Consider the following 18,448-nt stretch of genomic DNA (forward strand, 5'->3'; position numbering starts at 1 on the left):
CGTTTCCTGTAAATGAATTTATGGCGTGACGTCTTCCGTCAGGTATTTGCCTTTTTTTACGCCCTGACGTCGCCAGAACAGTAAGATGAGCGTAGAGAGCATCGTTCCCCCCAGCGCAGCGCCAAACCAGCCTGCCGCCGCGATCGCGCCCCCCATCCCCGCGTCATGCAGTAAAAAGAGAGAGAAGATGCCCGCCCCTGGCGTAGACAACCCGATGCCCATTGCACCGATAATCGCCCCTGTTGCCATCGAGCCAACAACAAACGAGCCAATCACCCGCAGCGGATCTTCAATGGCCATCGGAATTGCCCCTTCGGTGATCCCCGCAAGGCCCAGCAGCCACGTCGACTTGCCGGTTTCGATTTCAAACGGTTTAAAGAGATGCGGTGCCAGCATGGTTGAAGCCGTGACGGTAAAAGCCGAGACCATTTTGACGGAAGCAAAAATGGCATACGGCCCGTAAACGCCGTTGGCCATCGCCCCCAGACAGAACGCATAGGCCGCTTTGTTGACCGGTCCCCCCAAATCGAACGAGCACATAAAACCGAGCAGAGTGCCCAGTAGCAGCGCATTGGCACCGGAGAGCCCGTTAAGCCATGCCGTGAGGGAGGTGTTGATCCACGCGACCGGCTCGCCGATCACGAACAGCATCAGGCTGCCCGCGCCCAGCACGCCAATCACCGGGTAGAGGTAATAGGTTAAAAAGCCGTTATAACGCTGACTCAGACGGATATGGTTTTTCACCCAGCGCATCAGATAGCCGGCAATCAGGCCACCTGCAATCGCCCCTAAAAAACCTGAACCGATCATATTGGCGGCAAGACCGGCCGCAAAACCCGGCGCCAGAGCAGGTTTATCTGCCAGCGAGTAGGCGGTATACGCGGCCAGCACCGGCACCATTAACGTGCCTAACATCCCCCCGCCGAGTTTGCGATACATCCACAGCCATGAGTTCTCCTGCTCAAACAGATGCTGTAATCCCAACATCTGTGCCAGCAATACCGCGACGGCCAGCACCGAGCCTCCCGCCACAATCAGCGGCACGGCAAAGGAAATACCGCTGAGCAGGGCCTGCTTAAGCTCCGTCTTAAGGCTCTTGCTCACATCATTGCCGGTGTGCACCTGGCGATCCGTTTCCGCGGGGGGTAAGGCCAACGCACGCTTAATAAGCGCTTCGGCATGGCGAAGCGGTTCCGCGACCGGCACGGACAGCGTCGGGATGCCCTGAAAACGCTCGCTCTCTTTGAGAGCCACTTCTGCGGCAATGATACAGGCCTGCGCAGTGCGTAACTGCTGCGCGGTCAACCGCCCTTCGATACCGTTCGCCCCCTGCTTTTCCACCACCACGTTTACGCCAAGCTTACGCCCCGCTTTTTCCAGATACTCAGCTGCCATATAGGTATGCGCAATGCCGGCGGGGCATGCAGTTACACAAACGATGGTTGGCGCATCCACGAACGCGACAGCGTCATCTTCCTGTGGCACATCGTCCAGCGCGGCGAGTAGCGCTGCTGCCGTGGTAGCCGCCATGACGCGCGCCCGAAGAGTTTCATCCGCCAGACGAGAAGTAAGTTCCGTCAGCACCTGGATATGGGTTGAGCCAGCTTCAGCCGGCGGAATGGCAAGCAGGAAAATCAGCTCGACATTTTCCGGGCCATCCACGCCTTCCCAGCTCAGCGGTTCACACAGGGTGGCTACGGCAAAAGCCGCCTCTTTCACCACCTCTGATTTACCATGCGGGACTGCCAGCCCTTCGCCAAGCGCGGTAGGGCCTAGCGATTCCCGATGAAAGACTTCGGTTAAAAACGCATTGCCGTCGGTAATTTTGCCGAGCGTCACCAGCCGCATCGTGAGCTGGCGTATTGCTTCATCACGACTGGTGTACTGCGCCTGCACGCAGACAGCGTCGGGATGGGTCAGGGTCGTCAGGTTCATCAGGATCCTCACACTCAAGGGGAATTATTCCGGATCAATTGTGACAGACAAAATGATACCTTTATGTGATCATTTTCACTAACACCAACAATTTGTATTTAACTTGTATTATTTACAAATTCTGTGCTGGAGGCATAATTCCGTGAAAAGGTATTAGAAGGCAGACGACATGGGCAATAAACCGATGTACCGGCAGATAGCGGATGCGCTTCGCGAGAAAATTACCGCCGGTGAGTTAAAACCCGGTGATGCGTTACCGACGGAATCCAGCCTGCAGGAGACATTTAGCGTCAGTCGCGTCACGGTGAGGCAGGCACTGAAGCTCCTCACTGAAGAGCAGATTATCGAGAGCATTCAGGGCAGCGGCTCCTATGTGAAAGAGGAGCGCGTCAATTACGACATTTATCAGCTTACCGGCTTTTATGAAAAACTGGTGGACCGAAACGTCGATACCCACAGCGACGTAAAAACATTCGAAGTGATCAAAGCGGATGTGAAACTGGCTGAGACGCTTAACATTCGCCCGGATGACAAAGTGTGGCATGTCAAACGGGTGCGCTTTATTAAGCAAAAACCGGTGAATCTGGAAGAGACGTGGATGCCGCTGGCGATGTTCGCCGACCTCACCTGGGAGGTGATGGAAAATTCCAAATATCACTACATCGAACAGATCAAGAAGATGGTTATCGATCGCAGTGAACAGGAACTGGTTCCGATCATGCCCTCTCAGGAGGCGATCGACGCGCTGGCGCTGGATCCGGCAAAACCGATACTGGAAAAGGTGTCACGCGGCTTTCTGAAGGATGGGCGGGTGTTTGAATACAGCCGTAACGTGTTTAACAGCGACGATTACAAATTCACGCTGGTCGCAAAACGCAGGCATTAAAAAAGGCCGCTTTACAGCGGCCAACCATGTCGAAACGGACACTTATTACTTCAACGCTCCCTTTTACAGGGAGCAGAGAGGATTTACTTAATGATGGATTTCAGTGCTTCGCCGATATCCGCCAGGCTGCGAACGGTTTTCACACCTGCGGCTTCCAGCGCGGCGAATTTCTCATCAGCCGTACCTTTACCGCCTGCGATAATCGCGCCTGCGTGACCCATACGCTTACCTTTCGGCGCTGTCACACCTGCGATATAACCGACGACCGGCTTGGTCACATGTTCTTTGATATACGCAGCCGCTTCTTCTTCTGCGCTACCGCCGATCTCACCGATCATCACGATCGCTTCGGTCTGCGGATCTTCCTGGAACATTTTCAGGATATCAATGAAGTTAGAACCTGGGATGGGGTCACCACCGATGCCCACACAGGTGGACTGGCCGAAACCGTAGTCGGTAGTCTGCTTAACCGCTTCATAGGTCAGCGTACCGGAACGGGAGACGATACCCACTTTACCCGGTTTGTGAATGTGACCCGGCATGATGCCGATTTTACATTCGCCTGGGGTGATAACGCCCGGGCAGTTCGGGCCGATCATGCGCACGCCAGCTTCATCCAGCTTCACTTTCACGGTCAGCATATCCAGCGTCGGGATACCTTCGGTGATGGTGATGATGAGCTTGATGCCCGCGTCAATCGCTTCCAGAATCGAGTCTTTGCAGAACGGAGCCGGAACGTAGATAACGGTCGCGGTCGCGCCCGTCGCTTCAACCGCTTCGCGCACGGTGTTGAATACCGGCAGGCCCAGGTGCGTGGTGCCGCCTTTACCTGGCGTTACGCCGCCAACCATCTGCGTGCCGTAGGCAATCGCCTGTTCGGAGTGGAAAGTCCCCTGGCTACCGGTGAAGCCCTGGCAGATAACCTTGGTATCTTTATTAATTAAAACTGACATTATTTCCCCTCCACTGCGGCAACAACCTGCTGAGCTGCATCCGTCAGACTTTTCGCTGCAATAATATTCAGGCCGCTGTCAGCCAGTTTTTTCGCGCCGAGTTCAGCGTTGTTACCTTCCAGACGCACCACAACCGGGACGTTAACACCCACTTCTTCTACCGCACCGATGATACCGTCTGCGATCAGGTCGCAACGCACGATACCGCCGAAGATGTTAACCAGCACGGCTTTGACGTTGTCGTCAGAGAGGATGATTTTGAACGCTTCGGTTACACGCTCTTTGGTTGCGCCACCGCCCACGTCGAGGAAGTTTGCAGGCTCACCGCCGTGCAGCTTAACGATGTCCATGGTGCCCATCGCCAGGCCTGCGCCGTTAACCATGCAGCCGATGTTGCCATCCAGCGCCACGTAATTCAGTTCCCACTGTGCAGCCTGCGCTTCACGCGGGTCTTCCTGAGACTGGTCGCGCATTTCACGCAGATCCGGCTGGCGGAACAGTGCGTTGCCGTCAGCGCCCAGTTTGCCGTCGAGGCAGATCAGGTCGCCCTGAGTGGTGATGACCAGCGGGTTGATCTCGATCAGCGCCAGGTCGCGCTCCAGGAAGATGGTGGCCAGACCCATGAAGATCTTGGTGAACTGCTGAACCAGCTTGCCTTCCAGGCCCAGTTTGAACGCCAGCTCACGACCCTGGTAAGGCATAGGGCCTGCCAGCGGATCGATCGCCACTTTGTGGATCAGGTGTGGCGTCTCTTCTGCCACTTTCTCGATTTCCACGCCGCCTTCGGTAGACGCCATGAACACCACACGACGGGAGCTACGGTCAACAACCGCGCCCAGGTACAGTTCTTTCGCGATGTCAGTTGCAGCTTCAACCAGGATCTGGTTGACAGGCTGGCCGTTCGCATCTGTCTGGTACGTTACCAGACGCTTGCCGAGCCAATGTTCAGCAAACGCACGAATCTCTTCTTTACTCTTAACAACCTTCACACCGCCCGCTTTACCACGGCCACCAGCGTGAACCTGACACTTAACTACCCAAGGGCCGGAACCGATTTTAGATGCGGCTTCTTCTGCTTCACGCGGGGTAGTACAGGCATAACCCACCGGAGCCGGTAAGCCATACCGGGCAAACAGCTGTTTGGCCTGATATTCATGTAAGTTCATGTGTTCTATCCATCCTTCAGGTAATCGTTAGGTAGTGCTTTTGTAGGCCCGGCAGACAACGCGCCGCCGGGCAAGACTGCTAAAACTAGACGTCCAGCAGCAGACGCGTTGGATCTTCCAGCAGCTCTTTGATGGCCACCAGGAAGCCCACGGACTCGCGGCCGTCGATCAGACGGTGATCGTAAGAGAGTGCCAGATACATCATTGGCAGGATCTCCACTTTGCCGTCTACCGCCATTGGACGATCTTTAATGGCATGCATACCCAGGATCGCGCTCTGCGGCGGGTTGATGATCGGGGTAGACATCAGTGAACCGAAAACGCCGCCGTTGGTAATGGTGAAGTTACCGCCGGTCAGATCGTCTACGGTCAGCTTGCCGTCGCGACCTTTTACAGCCAGCTCTTTAATCTTTTTCTCGATGTCAGCCATACCCAGAGTATCGACATCACGCAGAACCGGGGTAACCAGACCACGTGGCGTAGAGACTGCCATGCTGACGTCGAAGTAGTTGTGGTAAACCACGTCATCGCCATCGATAGAGGCGTTAACTTCCGGGTAGCGTTTCAGCGCTTCAACAACCGCTTTCACGTAGAAGGACATAAAGCCCAGACGGATACCGTGACGTTTTTCAAACGCGTCACCGTACTGCTTACGCAGGTCCATGATTGGCTTCATGTTCACTTCGTTGAAGGTGGTCAGCATCGCGGTGGAGTTTTTCGCTTCCAGCAGACGCTCAGCCACACGCTTACGCAGGCGAGTCATCGGCACGCGTTTTTCGCTACGGGCACCCAGCGCAGGCTGTGCTGCCGGCGCCGCTGCCGCTGCTGGCGCTTTCGTTTCTGCCTGAGCAGGGGCTTTCGCCAGGTGCTTCTCGATATCTTCACGGGTCAGACGACCACCGACACCGGTGCCTTTAATGGCAGCCGCATCCAGGTTGTGCTCGGCCAGCAGGCGACGGATCGCCGGGCTGAGCGCGTCGTTAGTTTGCTCTTCCAGAGAGGCCTGCTGACGCTGGGCTGGGGTAGACGCTTTTTCGTCAGACTTCGCGCTGGACTCTTTGCCCGCGCTGTTGCCTTCACGCAGGCGACCCAGGATCTGACGGGAGGTTACGGTTGTCCCTTCGTCTTCCAGGACTGCATCCAGAATGCCATCCGCTGAAGCCGGTACTTCCAGTACCACTTTGTCAGTTTCGATTTCTACCAGCACTTCATCGCGCTTAACGCTATCGCCCGGTTTTTTGTGCCAGGTGGCGACGGTCGCATCTGCTACGGACTCAGGCAGGTCGGGAACAAGAATATCTACGCTACTCATTATGTATCCTTTAATTAATCGACGTTCAGCGCGTCATTGACCAGATCTTGTTGCTGCTTCTGGTGAACGGACATATACCCTACCGCCGGAGAGGCGGAGGCCGGGCGACCTGCATAACGCAGGGCAGACCCAAATGGAATGACTTCACGGAAATGATGCTGACTGCAGTACCAGGCGCCCTGGTTGAGCGGCTCTTCCTGGCACCAGACAAAATCATGCACGTGAGCATACGGTTTCAACGCTTCCTGCACCGCCTGGTGCGGGAATGGATAAAGCTGTTCGATACGCACGATGGCGACATCTTTCTGGTCGTTCTTACGGCGCTGTTCCAGCAGGTCGTAATAAACCTTACCAGAACACATCACAACACGCTTAACGGCCTGCGGATCCAGTTCGTCAACCTCACCGATGGCAGGCAGGAAGGTGCCGTTCGCCAGTTCGTCCAGGCTGGACACCGCCAGCGGGTGGCGCAGCAGGGATTTTGGCGACATGACCACCAGCGGACGGCGCATACCGCGCAGCGCCTGACGACGCAGCATGTGGTAGACCTGAGCCGGGGTGGACGGCACACAGACCTGCATGTTCTGCTCAGCACAGAGCTGCAGATAACGTTCCAGACGGGCAGAGGAGTGCTCCGGACCCTGACCTTCGTAACCGTGTGGCAGCAGCATCACCAGGCCACACATACGGCCCCATTTCTGCTCGCCGGACGAGATGAACTGGTCGATAACGACCTGGGCACCGTTGGCGAAGTCACCGAACTGCGCTTCCCAGATAGTCAGGGTGCGCGGTTCCGCGGTGGCGTAGCCGTATTCGAATGCCAGTACCGCTTCTTCAGACAGGACGGAGTCCCATACCTTGAACTGACCCTGACCGTTATGGACATGCTGCAGCGGAGTATAGGTTGAACCGTTAGTCTGGTTGTGAACTACCGCGTGACGGTGGAAGAAGGTGCCACGGCCCGCATCTTCACCGGACAGACGAACAGGAATGCCTTCATCAACCAGCGTTGCGTAAGCCAGTGTTTCCGCCCCGCCCCAGTCGAACAGCTTCTCGCCCGCCGCCATTGATTGACGGTCAGCATAAATTTTCGCTACGCGAGACTGCATCTCGATAGCGTCTGGTACGGTGCTGATGCGTTTAGCCAGCTCCTGCAGGCGCTTCATCTCTACCTTGTTCGGGTAGCTCTCATCCCACTCGTGGTTGAGGTACGGCGACCAGGTAAAGGAGTGCATGTTCATCGGGCGCAGCTCTTTCACTACGCATTCACCCGCATCCAGCGCGTCGCGGTAGAGGTTGACCATTTCGGTCGCATCTTCCAGCGTCGTCACGTTGTCGCCTTCCAGCTTGTCAGCATAGATTTTGCGTGGCGTCGGGTGTTTTTTGATTTTCTGATACATCAGCGGCTGCGTTGCACTTGGCTCGTCAGCTTCGTTGTGGCCATGACGGCGGTAGCAGAACAGGTCGATGAACACATCGCGTTTGAAGGTGTTACGGTAGTCCAGCGCCAGACGGGTAACGAACGCCACGGCTTCCGGGTCATCCGCGTTAACGTGGAAGATCGGCGCCTGAACCATCTTACCGATGTCGGTGCAGTACGGGGTAGAACGCGCATCCAGTGGGTTAGAGGTCGTGAAGCCCACCTGGTTGTTGATAACAATGCGAACGGTACCGCCCACTTCGTAACCACGCGCCTTGGACATGTTCAGCGTTTCCTGAACCACGCCCTGCCCTGTGACCGCCGCGTCACCGTGAATGGTGATTGGCAGAACTTTGTTGCTGCTCGGCTCGTCCAGACGATCCAGACGCGCACGCACAGAACCGATAACCACCGGGCTCACGATTTCCAGGTGTGACGGGTTAAACGCCAGCGCCAGGTGAACCAGACCGCCTTCGGTTTCGATATCAGACGAGAAGCCCATGTGGTACTTCACGTCACCGGTGCCGAGGTGTTCTTTATGTTTGCCCGCGAATTCGTCGAACAGGTCCTGCGGTTTTTTACCCAGCACGTTGACCAGTACGTTCAGACGACCGCGGTGCGCCATACCCAGCACCACTTCACGGGTACCGCTTTTGCCCGCGTGACGAATCAGCTCTTTCAGCATAGGTACCAGCGCGTCGCCGCCTTCCAGCGAGAAGCGTTTCGCACCCGGGAATTTCGCGCCCAGATAGCGCTCAAGGCCTTCTGCTGCGGTCAGTTCGCTGAGGAAGCGTTTTTTCTCTTCAGCAGAGAAATTCGCGTGGCCCGCCACAGATTCGATGCGCTGCTGGATCCAGCGTTTCTCTTCTGTAGAGGTGATGTGCATATATTCCGCGCCGATGGAGCCGCAGTAGGTTTGCTTGAGCGCGTCAATCAGCTCGCCCAACTTCATCGTGTCTTTGCCGATGGCAAAGGAACCTACGTTAAAGCTTTCCTGGAAATCGGCCTCGGTCAGATCGTGATACGCCGGATCGAGATCCGCCACACGATCTTGTTTCCACAGTCCCAGCGGATCGAGATTCGCATGCTGGTGACCACGGAAGCGATAAGCGTTGATAAGCTGCAGGACTTTAACCTGCTTCGCATTGGTGTCAGGGTCGGAAATCGCAGAAGAGTAACGTGAGGCATCCTTCGCCAGACGACGGAAATAATCACGTGTTTTGGAATGGAATTGATCCGGTTTGACTCCAGTGCCAGGTAACTGCTGGAACATGGAACGCCAGTTTGCGTCCACTGAGTCAGGATCGGTTAAGAAGTCTTCATAGAGCTGTTCTATCCAGCTCTGGTTTGAACCAGAGAGGTAAGAAGAGTCCAGCCAGGCTTTCATTGCGCCGTTCTGCATCGTGATCCCTTAAGCATTTTTATGCTTACTTTCGCCGTAGAAACTACCACGTACAACACGTACGTGCCGGGGTTCACCTGCGAGCTCTTATGTTGTCTTGGGCTCGCGAAGGAACCTTTAAAAACTGTCTGCACCTCGGGGCAGTTTTTAGAGGTTTCCTACATTTTATCCCCTCTCCTGTCAGGAGAGGGTCAGGGTGAGGGGAACAACGCTCCCCTCCTGTTACTTATGCACTGCGCTGCAGCAGCATCGACTTAATATGGCCGATGGCGCGCGTCGGGTTCAGCCCCTTAGGACATACACTGACGCAGTTCATGATGCTATGGCAGCGGAATACGCTGAAAGCATCACTCAGTCCTTCCAGACGACTGTCGGTTTCGGTGTCGCGGCTATCGATCAGGAAGCGATAGGCAGCCAGCAGACCGGCCGGGCCGATAAACTTGTCCGGGTTCCACCAGAACGACGGGCAAGAGGTCGAGCAACATGCACAGAGAATACACTCGTACAAACCGTCGAGTTTTTCACGCTGCTCAGGAGACTGTAAGTGCTCACGAGCCGGTGGATTTTGCCCATTATTCAATAAGTAAGGCTTAATCTTCTCATATTGAGCATAGAATTGCCCCATGTCTACCACCAAATCGCGAACGACTGGCAGACCTGGCAAAGGACGGATAACAATTTTCTGACCCGCGCGCTGCAACGCTGAAATTGGCGTGATGCAGGCCAGACCATTTTTACCGTTCATGTTCACACCGTCAGAGCCACAAACGCCTTCACGGCATGAGCGACGGAACGACAGTGTCGGATCTTTTTCTTTCAGCTGGATTAAGGCATCCAGCAACATCATGTCACGGCCTTCTTCCGCTTCCAGGGTGTAATCCTGCATACGCGGAGCATCATCTACATCCGGGTTATAACGATAAACTGAGAATTCGAGTTTCATTATCCTGTCTCCGCATTAGTAAGTACGAATCTTCGGCGGGAACGCCGGACGCAGTTTCGGTTCCATATTGACGCTACGACGCGTCATGGATTCCGACTCTGGCAGATACAGGGAATGGCACAGCCAGTTTTCATCGTCACGATCCGGGAAGTCGAAGCGGCTATGCGCGCCACGGCTCTCGGTACGGAAGTTTGCCGACATCGCAGTAGCGAACGCCGTTTCCATCAGGTTATCCAGCTCCAGACACTCAACGCGCTGGGTATTGAACTCGCTGGATGTGTCGTCCAGACGGGCATTTTTCAGACGCTCGCGGATCGCTTTCAGCTGCTCAAGACCTTTGGCCATCGCATCCCCTTCACGGAATACCGAGAAGTTGTGCTGCATACATTCCTGCAGCGCTTTGCGGATTTCCACCGGATCTTCACCATTACGGTTGCCGTTCCAGCGGTTCAGACGCTCAAGCGACGCATCAATTTCATCGTCGGTGGCATCACGCAGCGCACCCTGCTCGGCAATAGACTCTTGCAGATGCAGCCCCACCGCACGACCAAATACCACCAGGTCAAGCAGGGAGTTCCCGCCCAGACGGTTTGCACCGTGTACGGATACGCAGGCAATTTCACCGACGGCAAACAGGCCCGGGATAACAACGTCTTCACCCTGCTCGTTCACGGTCAGCGCCTGGCCAGTCACTTTGGTCGGAATACCGCCCATCATGTAGTGACAGGTTGGGATTACCGGGATGGGCTCTTTCACTGGATCGACGTGCGCGAAGGTACGAGACAGCTCCAGAATGCCTGGCAGACGTGATTCCAGAACCTCTTTACCCAGATGGTCGAGTTTCAGCTTCGCGTGTGGACCCCATGGGCCGTCACAGCCGCGGCCTTCACGGATTTCGATCATGATGGAACGCGCCACCACGTCACGACCCGCCAGGTCTTTCGCATTCGGGGCATAACGCTCCATGAAGCGCTCGCCGTGTTTGTTCAGCAGGTAACCCCCTTCACCACGGCAGCCTTCTGTTACCAGCACGCCGGCACCGGCGATGCCGGTTGGGTGGAACTGCCACATTTCCATATCCTGCACCGGTACGCCGGCGCGGATAGCCATACCTACGCCGTCACCGGTGTTGATATGGGCGTTGGTGGTAGATTGATAAATACGGCCTGCACCGCCGGTCGCCAGCACGGTAGCACGCGCTTTGAAGTAGACCACTTCACCGGTTTCAATACACAGCGCAGTACACCCCACAACGGCGCCATCGGCGTTTTTCACCAGATCCAGCGCGTACCACTCGGAGAAAATAGTCGTGTGGTTTTTCAGGTTCTGTTGATAGAGCGTGTGCAGCAGTGCGTGACCGGTACGGTCAGCCGCAGCTGCGGTACGTGCCGCCTGCTCGCCGCCGAAGTTTTTCGACTGGCCGCCAAACGGACGCTGATAAATGGTGCCATTTTCCAGACGGGAGAACGGCAGACCCATGTGGTCCAGCTCCAGAATCGCTTCCGGGCCAGTCTTACACATATATTCGATAGCATCCTGGTCGCCGATGTAGTCGGAACCTTTGACCGTGTCATACATGTGCCATTCCCAGTTATCTTCATGGGAATTGCCCAGCGCAACGGTAATACCGCCCTGCGCGGAGACAGTGTGGGAACGGGTCGGGAAGACTTTAGAGAGCAGCGCACAGGTCTGGCCGCTCTGGGAAATTTGCAGTGCTGCGCGCATACCTGCGCCACCAGCACCAATCACAACAGCATCAAATTCTCTGACTGGCAGTTTCATTACACACCCCACACCACAACGAATCCATAAATAACGTAAACCACCAGTGCAACGACAATGACCAGCTGCAGAGGAAGGCGAATCGCCAGTGGTTTAACGTAATCGGTCAACACCTGCCACATACCAATCCAGGCATGAATAAGGATGGAGAACAGAGCCAGCAGGGTGAACACTTTGGTGAAGGCAGATCCGAAGAACCCACTCCAGATTTCCCACGTCAGCGTGCCGCTGGTCGCGAAGAAACCAATCATATAGATGATATAAAGGGTGAGAACGATGGCGGTAGCACGGACCAGAATGAAGTCATGTACGCCGTTGCGTCCTAATGCGGAGGCGTTGCTTACCATACGAGAACTCCTGCGAGAAGTGAAAGCACGACAGTCAATACAAATGAAATATTAGCGGAGCGTTTACCGGCTTCGAAAGTCTCTTCCAGGTAGCCAAAGTCCATCAGCATATGGCGAATGCCCACGACAACGTGGTACGCCAGCGCAGTCAGAATGCCCCACATGATAAATTTCACGAAGAAGCTGTTCATGATGGCAGAGGCCTGGAGGAATCCTTCAGGAGAAGAGAGGCTGGTACCCAGTAACCACAGCAGAATGCCGACCGCCACAAACGTAATCACACCAGAAACGCGGTGCAGAATGGACGCTATTGCTGTTACAGGGAACCGGATCGTTTTGAGATCCAGATTGACAGGTCTTTGTTTTTTCACATTTCTTATCATGAATAACGCCCACATGCTGTTCTTATTGTTTCCTTCCTCCGGACTGCGATGCGGGTCAGACAGCGTTCCTTTTCTATAACTGCGCGTCATGCAAAACATTGCTTCCAAATGCTAAAACGACACGTTACAACGCTGGGTGGCTCGGGATTGCAGGGTGTTCCGGAGACCTGGCGGCAGTATAGGCCGTTCACAAAATCATTACAATTAACCTACATACAGTTTGTCGGGTTTTCTCTGGAACAGTGATCAGGGTCACGATAACAACATCTTTTTAATTTTTAATCATCTGATTTGACAAATGTTAAACAATATTGTTACAAACGTCATCAGAAAAGGCATATAATGCGCAAAAGTTATGAGGTCTCACTTTCACCTGACAAATAGTTATGTAACAGTGTGATGGTATTGACCGAAGTTATCAGGACAGTTATTAGTGATATACAGGTTTGAATAATTCGGACTGCGAAGACACTGATTTGCTGTTGTTTCACTGATTTTTCATGTTTTTACCTGCAAGGCGCCATAGCTCTGTACCCTGGTTTCTCCTCGTGAGCTGAGCGGTAAGCCAAATAACAAACTGGTAACGGTGAGAAATCAGCAGAATGCAAATCCGGTAATTGGCAGTCTTAAGCAATAAGGCGCTAAGGAGACCGTAAATGGCTGATACAAAGGCAACGCTCACCCTAAATGGTGACACTGCTGTTGAACTGGATGTGCTAAAAGGCACGCTCGGTCAGGATGTTATTGATATCCGTACGCTGGGTTCTAAAGGTGTATTCACCTTCGACCCTGGATTTACCTCTACCGCATCTTGCGAATCCAAAATCACCTTCATTGATGGTGACGAAGGTATCCTGCTCCATCGCGGCTTCCCCATCGATCAGTTAGCCACCGAATCCAACTATCTGGAAGTGTGCTACATCCTGCTGAACGGCGAAAAACCGACGCAGGCACAATACGATGAATTCAAAACCACCGTCACCCGTCACACCATGATTCATGAGCAGATCACCCGTCTGTTCCATGCTTTCCGTCGTGATTCTCACCCAATGGCGGTGATGTGCGGTATTACCGGTGCGCTGGCAGCGTTCTACCACGACTCGCTGGACGTGAATAATCCACGTCACCGCGATATCGCGGCGTTCCGCCTGCTGTCCAAAATGCCGACAATGGCAGCGATGTGTTACAAATACTCCATCGGCCAGCCGTTTGTTTATCCACGTAACGACCTCTCCTACGCCGGTAACTTCCTACGCATGATGTTCTCCACACCGTGTGAAGAGTACGAAGTGAATCCGGTACTGGAACGTGCGATGGACCGTATTCTGATCCTGCACGCCGACCACGAACAGAACGCCTCCACCTCCACCGTCCGTACCGCAGGCTCTTCAGGCGCGAACCCGTTCGCCTGTATCGCTGCGGGTATCGCCTCCCTGTGGGGACCGGCGCACGGCGGCGCGAACGAAGCGGCACTGAAGATGCTGGAAGAGATCAGCTCCGTTGAGCACATTCCTGAATTCGTGCGTCGCGCGAAAGACAAGAATGACTCCTTCCGTCTGATGGGCTTCGGTCACCGTGTGTACAAAAACTACGACCCACGCGCTACCGTTATGCGTGAAACATGCCACGAAGTGCTGAAAGAGCTGGGTACAAAAGACGACCTGCTGGAAGTGGCGATGGAGCTTGAGCACATCGCGCTGAACGACCCGTACTTCATCGAGAAGAAACTCTACCCGAACGTCGATTTCTACTCTGGCATTATTCTGAAAGCGATGGGCATTCCGTCTTCCATGTTCACCGTGATCTTCGCCATGGCACGTACCGTTGGCTGGATTGCGCACTGGAACGAAATGCACAGCGAAGGCATGAAAATCGCCCGTCCTCGTCAGCTGTATACTGGCTACGAGCAGCGTGATTTTAAGTCTGACATCAAACGCTGATGTTAACGGGGTGTGGCCTGATGTCCTCACCCCATCCCTCTCTTACTCCGAGAGAGTGAAGACATTAAAAACGGTAACCCCCTGGGTTACCGTTTTCATTTTACTTCTGGCAGTGCGGACACCAGTAAAACGGTCTCGATGACAGCGTGGTTTTCGCAATTAACCCGCCGCACCGCTCACACGCCTTCCCTTCACGATGAAACACCTTAAAGCGGAACAATGCCCCATGGTGCTTGTTGTCATCCACCACGCCACGCGTGTTGTAGGACAGGCGCGGGATATCCAGCAGTGCGTGGGATAACGCCTCCAGCTGTTCATCACTGAGTTGCGATGCCTTATGCTGCGCCGCCAGGCCCACTTCCCAGAGGATTTCCACCCGCAGGTAATTTCCTAATCCAGCCAGAAACGCCTGATCGAGCAACAATCCGGAAAACTGTCGGTTACGAAACCGAGGTGACACCAGACGGGTTTTCACCTCGCACGGGGTCAGGCTCATATCCAGCACATCCGGCCCGACGCGCTGCAGGAATGGATGAGTGAGCAGCTGCTCTGGCGTTAACATTTCGATATCGGATGCGCTGTAGAGCAGAATCGCGTTGTCTGCCGTCTGGAGCCTGACGCGCAGCACGCGGGTAGTTTGCGGCTGCTCGTTTGCCTTCACCACGCGCCAAACGCCGTACAGCTGATTATGGCTATATAACGTCAGGTTATGGGAGAAATGCGTGAGCAGCGCTTTGCCGCGCGTTTCAATGTGCGTCACCGTCTGCCCCACCAGCTGGGCTTCAAACGGTTTCAGTTGAGGAAAAGCAAACCAGACATCCGTCAGCGGTTTGCCCTTTATCGCCGCCTCGAGGCTATCCGCTGCACGGCGGATCTCCGGGCCTTCAGGCATTTTTCTGTCCTTATCGTTATGTCATGCACTCACGAGAATACCCTGCTCCGCAAAGGCCGTCCGTAAGCGGCGTGCAAACTGCAGCGCATGCTCACCATCGCCGTGTAAACACACCGTATCCGCCTGGACTCTGGCCGTTGAACCATCAATTGCCTTTACCGACCCCTCACACACCATCGCCAGCGTTTGCGCCAGCGCCTGTGATTCATCGGTAATAAGCGCACCGGGCAGTGAACGGGGAACCAGGCTGCCATCCGGCTGGTACCCTCTGTCAGCAAAAACTTCCTGACGGGTGGTTAACCCCAGCCGCTGTCCCGCGCGAATAAGCTCGCTCCCCGCCAGCCCCACCAGGATGAGCTGCGGGTTGCAGTCCCGCACCGCGCGGGCAATGGCATCCGCGAGAGCCGGATCTTTGGCCGCCTGATTGTAGAGCATGCCGTGGGGTTTCACATGGCGCAGCACGCCCTGCTGGGAACGCACAATCGCCTCCAGCGCGCCCGTTTGATAGAGCGTCTGGGCATACACCGTCTCAGGAGGGAGATCCATTGCCGTGCGGCCAAAATTATCCCTGTCAGGAAAACTGGGATGTGCCCCTATCGCCACGCCGTGCTTAATCGCATTACGCACGCTGACCAGCATGGTTTGCGCGTCACCCGCGTGAAACCCGCAGGCAATATTGACCGAAGAGACCAGCGTCATCAGTTCAGCATCGGCACTTCCGCCCTCACCCAGATCGGCGTTTAAATCAATCTTTGCCATCGAGCCTCCATGCCAGTTGTTCCAGATAACGCTGCTGATCCTGGCGTGCCTTCAGCGCCTCCTCCAGCGAACATTGCACAAAATGAATCGGCTGTCCGAGAGGAATTTGCGCCAGATGGTAGCGATCTGCTTCAATGATGCAGGCAATACGCGGGTATCCCCCCGTGGTTTGCGCATCGTTCATCAGCACGATCGGCTGACCGTTACCCGGTACCTGAATGACACCAGGTAATAAACCGTGTGAGAGCAATTCCCGATCTGTCGTACGGGTCAATGGCTGCCCCTGAAGGCGGTATCCCATACGGTTACTTTGCGGGCTGATCTTCCACGGCGAACGCCAGAACGTCTCCTGAGCGACTTCATCGAACTCCTGATATTCCGGCCCCGGTAAGGCACGGATCTGGTTGGTCCATAACAGCTGTTTTACCCCCTGGGCCGTCGAGAAGTGGCGCGTTGAGGGTTTAACCGCCAGACGATCGCCGTCACGCAGCAGGCGCCCTTCATGACCGCCAATGCCGGCTTTCTGATCGGTACTGGATGAACCCAGCACTTCTGGCACATCAATCCCTCCTGCGACCGCAAGATAGCTTCGCACGCCGTGCACAGGACGTTTAAGGGTCAGACGCTGCCCGGCTTTCGCCCGCAGCCGCCAGCCTGTCCAGACCGCTTTGCCATCCAGCTCGGCGTCACAGGCGGCCCCGGTTAAGGCAAACCAGGTTTCCTCGCCGAATTCAATCACACACTGGCCAAGCGTAATTTCGAGTGCCGCCGTGCTGCCAGGGTTGCCCACCAACACGTTTGCAATCTCCAGCGCAGGCCTGTCCAGCGCCCCACAGTAGCTCACGCCCGACTGGCGCATGCCAAAGCGGCCGGCATCCTGTACGGACGTGTAAAGCCCGGCGCGAATCAGCGTTAACATACCCCCTCCTTCTGCGGGATAAAGCGCAGGGTATCGCCGGGACGGAGGAGTATGGGAACCTCCTGCCCTGGTTCAAATAACGGCCTGGACGTATGCCCGATAAGCTGCCAGCCACCCGGTGACGTCAGAGGATAAATGCCGGTCTGTTCACCACCGATAGCCACCGTGCCCGCCGGCACGCTCAGGCGGGGTTCGGCGCGACGCGGCGTATGCAACTGCGGTGAGAGCCCCCCCAGATAGGGGAAGCCCGGCTGGAAACCTAAGAACCAGACCACGTAATCAACGCAGGCGTGCAATTCAACCACCTGCTTTTCCGTTAATCCGCAGTGTTCCGCCACCACGCCAAGATCGGGTCCATGCTCGCCGCCATACACCACCGGGATCTCAATTGTCCGGGAATCCGGCTCCAGCGCCTCGCTCTCTTCCCACCAGCGCTGCAAACGTTCAATAGCATCCAGCGCCAGCGTATGCGGATTACGCAGCACCACGGTGATGTTATTCATACCCGGAATCGCTTCAACCACTTCCGGCACATCGGCCAGGCGCTGCGTTAGCCGCCAGATACGCTTTTGCGTGGCAAGGGTCACTGGCGGTTCCAGCTCCAGAACCACTGCCGTTTCGCCCAGAAGATAACAACGCGCTCGCTGCACTCAGATACCTCTCATCAGGCCGGGTTAGGGATATCAATAAACGTGACATCCAGATCGGTATTTTCGGTCAGCCATTCACTGAGGGCGCGAATTCCGCCACGCTCGGTGGCATGGTGACCTGCCGCATAAAAATGCAGACCTTGCTCACGCGCCGAATGGACGGTCTGCTCGGACACTTCTCCAGTGATGAAGGCGTCGACACCAAAGCGTGCCGCGCTATCAATAAAACCCTGACCACCACCAGTACACCAGGCAACCCGCTTCACCGTATCCGGACCGGTGTCACCGCACCAGAGCGGACGGCGTCCCAGACGCGCTTCAATCCAGGAAGCCAGCTCCAGGCCGGGCACCGGCATGGCCAGCTCTCCCCAGGGCACCAGCGGCTCAATTTCACCCATGACGGTAATCCCCAACAGCTGCGCGAGCTGTACGTTATTGCCCAGCTCCGGGTGCGCATCCAGCGGCAGATGGTAACCGTACAGGTTGATATCATTTGCCAGCAGCGTTTTCAGGCGGTTTCGCTTCATACCGCGAATGATCGGTGCTTCGTTTTTCCAGAAATAACCGTGATGGACAATAACGGCATCCGCTTCCTGACGGACAGCTTCGTCCAGCAGCGCCTGGCTTGCCGTCACGCCAGTGATAATTTTCTGCACCGTTTCGCGTCCTTCAACCTGGAGGCCGTTCGGGCCGTAATCGCTGAAGGAGGCGCTGTTCAGTTTTTCGTTAATCAGGCTTTCCAGTTCGCTGTTTTTCATC

16 protein-coding genes are annotated in these 18,448 nt (G+C 55.5%); 2 read left to right on the forward strand and 14 right to left on the reverse strand.

Features of this window, described 5'->3' with window-relative positions; genetic code table 11:
• Nucleotides 1-18: 18 nt before the first annotated feature.
• Entirely contained in the window at nucleotides 19-1,935 is a 1,917-nt protein-coding gene (gene mngA, locus AAIR21_RS22140; RefSeq protein WP_020884964.1) for a PTS 2-O-a-mannosyl-D-glycerate transporter subunit IIABC, read from the reverse strand.
• Nucleotides 1,936-2,104: 169 nt separating this feature from the next.
• Between mngA and AAIR21_RS22145 the strand changes: the two genes are divergently transcribed.
• Nucleotides 2,105-2,821, forward strand: a complete 717-nt coding sequence (locus AAIR21_RS22145) for a GntR family transcriptional regulator (RefSeq protein ID WP_020884965.1) — start codon at nucleotides 2,105-2,107, stop codon at nucleotides 2,819-2,821.
• 83 nt (nucleotides 2,822-2,904) lie between these two features.
• Here AAIR21_RS22145 and sucD read toward each other — a convergent pair whose 3' ends face one another.
• The 8 genes from sucD to sdhC form a co-directional block, all read right to left on the reverse strand.
• Complete coding sequence (gene sucD / locus AAIR21_RS22150; RefSeq protein WP_014169173.1) at nucleotides 2,905-3,774, reverse strand: succinate--CoA ligase subunit alpha; 870 nt, start codon at nucleotides 3,772-3,774, stop codon at nucleotides 2,905-2,907.
• The gene (gene sucC, locus AAIR21_RS22155) at nucleotides 3,774-4,940 is read right to left on the reverse strand and encodes an ADP-forming succinate--CoA ligase subunit beta (RefSeq protein ID WP_006809579.1); all 1,167 of its coding nucleotides are present in this window, start codon (nucleotides 4,938-4,940) and stop codon (nucleotides 3,774-3,776) included. Before sucC ends, sucD begins: the two co-directional genes overlap by 1 nt.
• 85 nt (nucleotides 4,941-5,025) lie before the next feature.
• On the reverse strand, nucleotides 5,026-6,252 hold the full coding sequence (odhB, locus tag AAIR21_RS22160; RefSeq protein WP_020884966.1) for a 2-oxoglutarate dehydrogenase complex dihydrolipoyllysine-residue succinyltransferase: 1,227 nt from the start codon (nucleotides 6,250-6,252) through the stop codon (nucleotides 5,026-5,028).
• Nucleotides 6,253-6,266: 14 nt separating this feature from the next.
• The gene (gene sucA / locus AAIR21_RS22165) at nucleotides 6,267-9,074 is read right to left on the reverse strand and encodes a 2-oxoglutarate dehydrogenase E1 component (protein WP_014169171.1); all 2,808 of its coding nucleotides are present in this window, start codon (nucleotides 9,072-9,074) and stop codon (nucleotides 6,267-6,269) included.
• 226 nt (nucleotides 9,075-9,300) lie between these two features.
• Complete coding sequence (gene sdhB, locus AAIR21_RS22170; RefSeq protein ID WP_014169170.1) at nucleotides 9,301-10,017, reverse strand: succinate dehydrogenase iron-sulfur subunit SdhB; 717 nt, start codon at nucleotides 10,015-10,017, stop codon at nucleotides 9,301-9,303.
• 15 nt (nucleotides 10,018-10,032) lie between these two features.
• The gene (sdhA, locus tag AAIR21_RS22175; RefSeq protein ID WP_014883036.1) at nucleotides 10,033-11,799 is read right to left on the reverse strand and encodes a succinate dehydrogenase flavoprotein subunit; all 1,767 of its coding nucleotides are present in this window, start codon (nucleotides 11,797-11,799) and stop codon (nucleotides 10,033-10,035) included.
• Complete coding sequence (gene sdhD, locus AAIR21_RS22180; protein ID WP_010428702.1) at nucleotides 11,799-12,146, reverse strand: succinate dehydrogenase membrane anchor subunit; 348 nt, start codon at nucleotides 12,144-12,146, stop codon at nucleotides 11,799-11,801. The genes sdhA and sdhD overlap by 1 nt, the downstream gene beginning before the upstream one ends.
• The gene (gene sdhC, locus AAIR21_RS22185; RefSeq protein WP_025204654.1) at nucleotides 12,140-12,544 is read right to left on the reverse strand and encodes a succinate dehydrogenase cytochrome b556 subunit; all 405 of its coding nucleotides are present in this window, start codon (nucleotides 12,542-12,544) and stop codon (nucleotides 12,140-12,142) included. Before sdhC ends, sdhD begins: the two co-directional genes overlap by 7 nt.
• A gap of 641 nt (nucleotides 12,545-13,185) precedes the next feature.
• Here sdhC and AAIR21_RS22190 point away from each other — a divergent pair.
• A complete protein-coding gene (locus AAIR21_RS22190; protein WP_014169167.1) occupies nucleotides 13,186-14,469 on the forward strand; it encodes a citrate synthase in 1,284 nt (427 codons plus the stop codon).
• A 100-nt stretch (nucleotides 14,470-14,569) separates the two neighbouring features.
• Here AAIR21_RS22190 and nei read toward each other — a convergent pair whose 3' ends face one another.
• Genes nei through AAIR21_RS22215 form a run of 5 tightly spaced genes read right to left on the reverse strand, consistent with a single transcriptional unit; the run spans nucleotide 14,570 to nucleotide 18,447 of the window.
• The gene (nei, locus tag AAIR21_RS22195; protein WP_183516525.1) at nucleotides 14,570-15,361 is read right to left on the reverse strand and encodes an endonuclease VIII; all 792 of its coding nucleotides are present in this window, start codon (nucleotides 15,359-15,361) and stop codon (nucleotides 14,570-14,572) included.
• Between the two features lie 21 nt (nucleotides 15,362-15,382).
• Nucleotides 15,383-16,120: a 5-oxoprolinase subunit PxpA gene (gene pxpA / locus AAIR21_RS22200; protein ID WP_044857125.1), complete on the reverse strand. Its 738-nt coding sequence runs from the start codon at nucleotides 16,118-16,120 to the stop codon at nucleotides 15,383-15,385.
• Nucleotides 16,107-17,039, reverse strand: coding sequence for a 5-oxoprolinase subunit PxpC (pxpC, locus tag AAIR21_RS22205; protein ID WP_032677695.1), 933 nt, complete (start codon nucleotides 17,037-17,039; stop codon nucleotides 16,107-16,109). Before pxpC ends, pxpA begins: the two co-directional genes overlap by 14 nt.
• Complete coding sequence (pxpB, locus tag AAIR21_RS22210; RefSeq protein WP_014169163.1) at nucleotides 17,033-17,689, reverse strand: 5-oxoprolinase subunit PxpB; 657 nt, start codon at nucleotides 17,687-17,689, stop codon at nucleotides 17,033-17,035. Before pxpB ends, pxpC begins: the two co-directional genes overlap by 7 nt.
• Nucleotides 17,690-17,703: 14 nt before the next feature.
• Entirely contained in the window at nucleotides 17,704-18,447 is a 744-nt protein-coding gene (locus AAIR21_RS22215) for a type 2 GTP cyclohydrolase I (RefSeq protein WP_020884971.1), read from the reverse strand.
• Between the last annotated feature and the right edge of the window lies 1 nt (nucleotide 18,448).

Origin of the sequence: Enterobacter sp. PTB, from assembly GCF_051130085.1 — a bacterium.
Classification (GTDB): Bacteria; Pseudomonadota; Gammaproteobacteria; order Enterobacterales; family Enterobacteriaceae; genus Enterobacter; species Enterobacter ludwigii.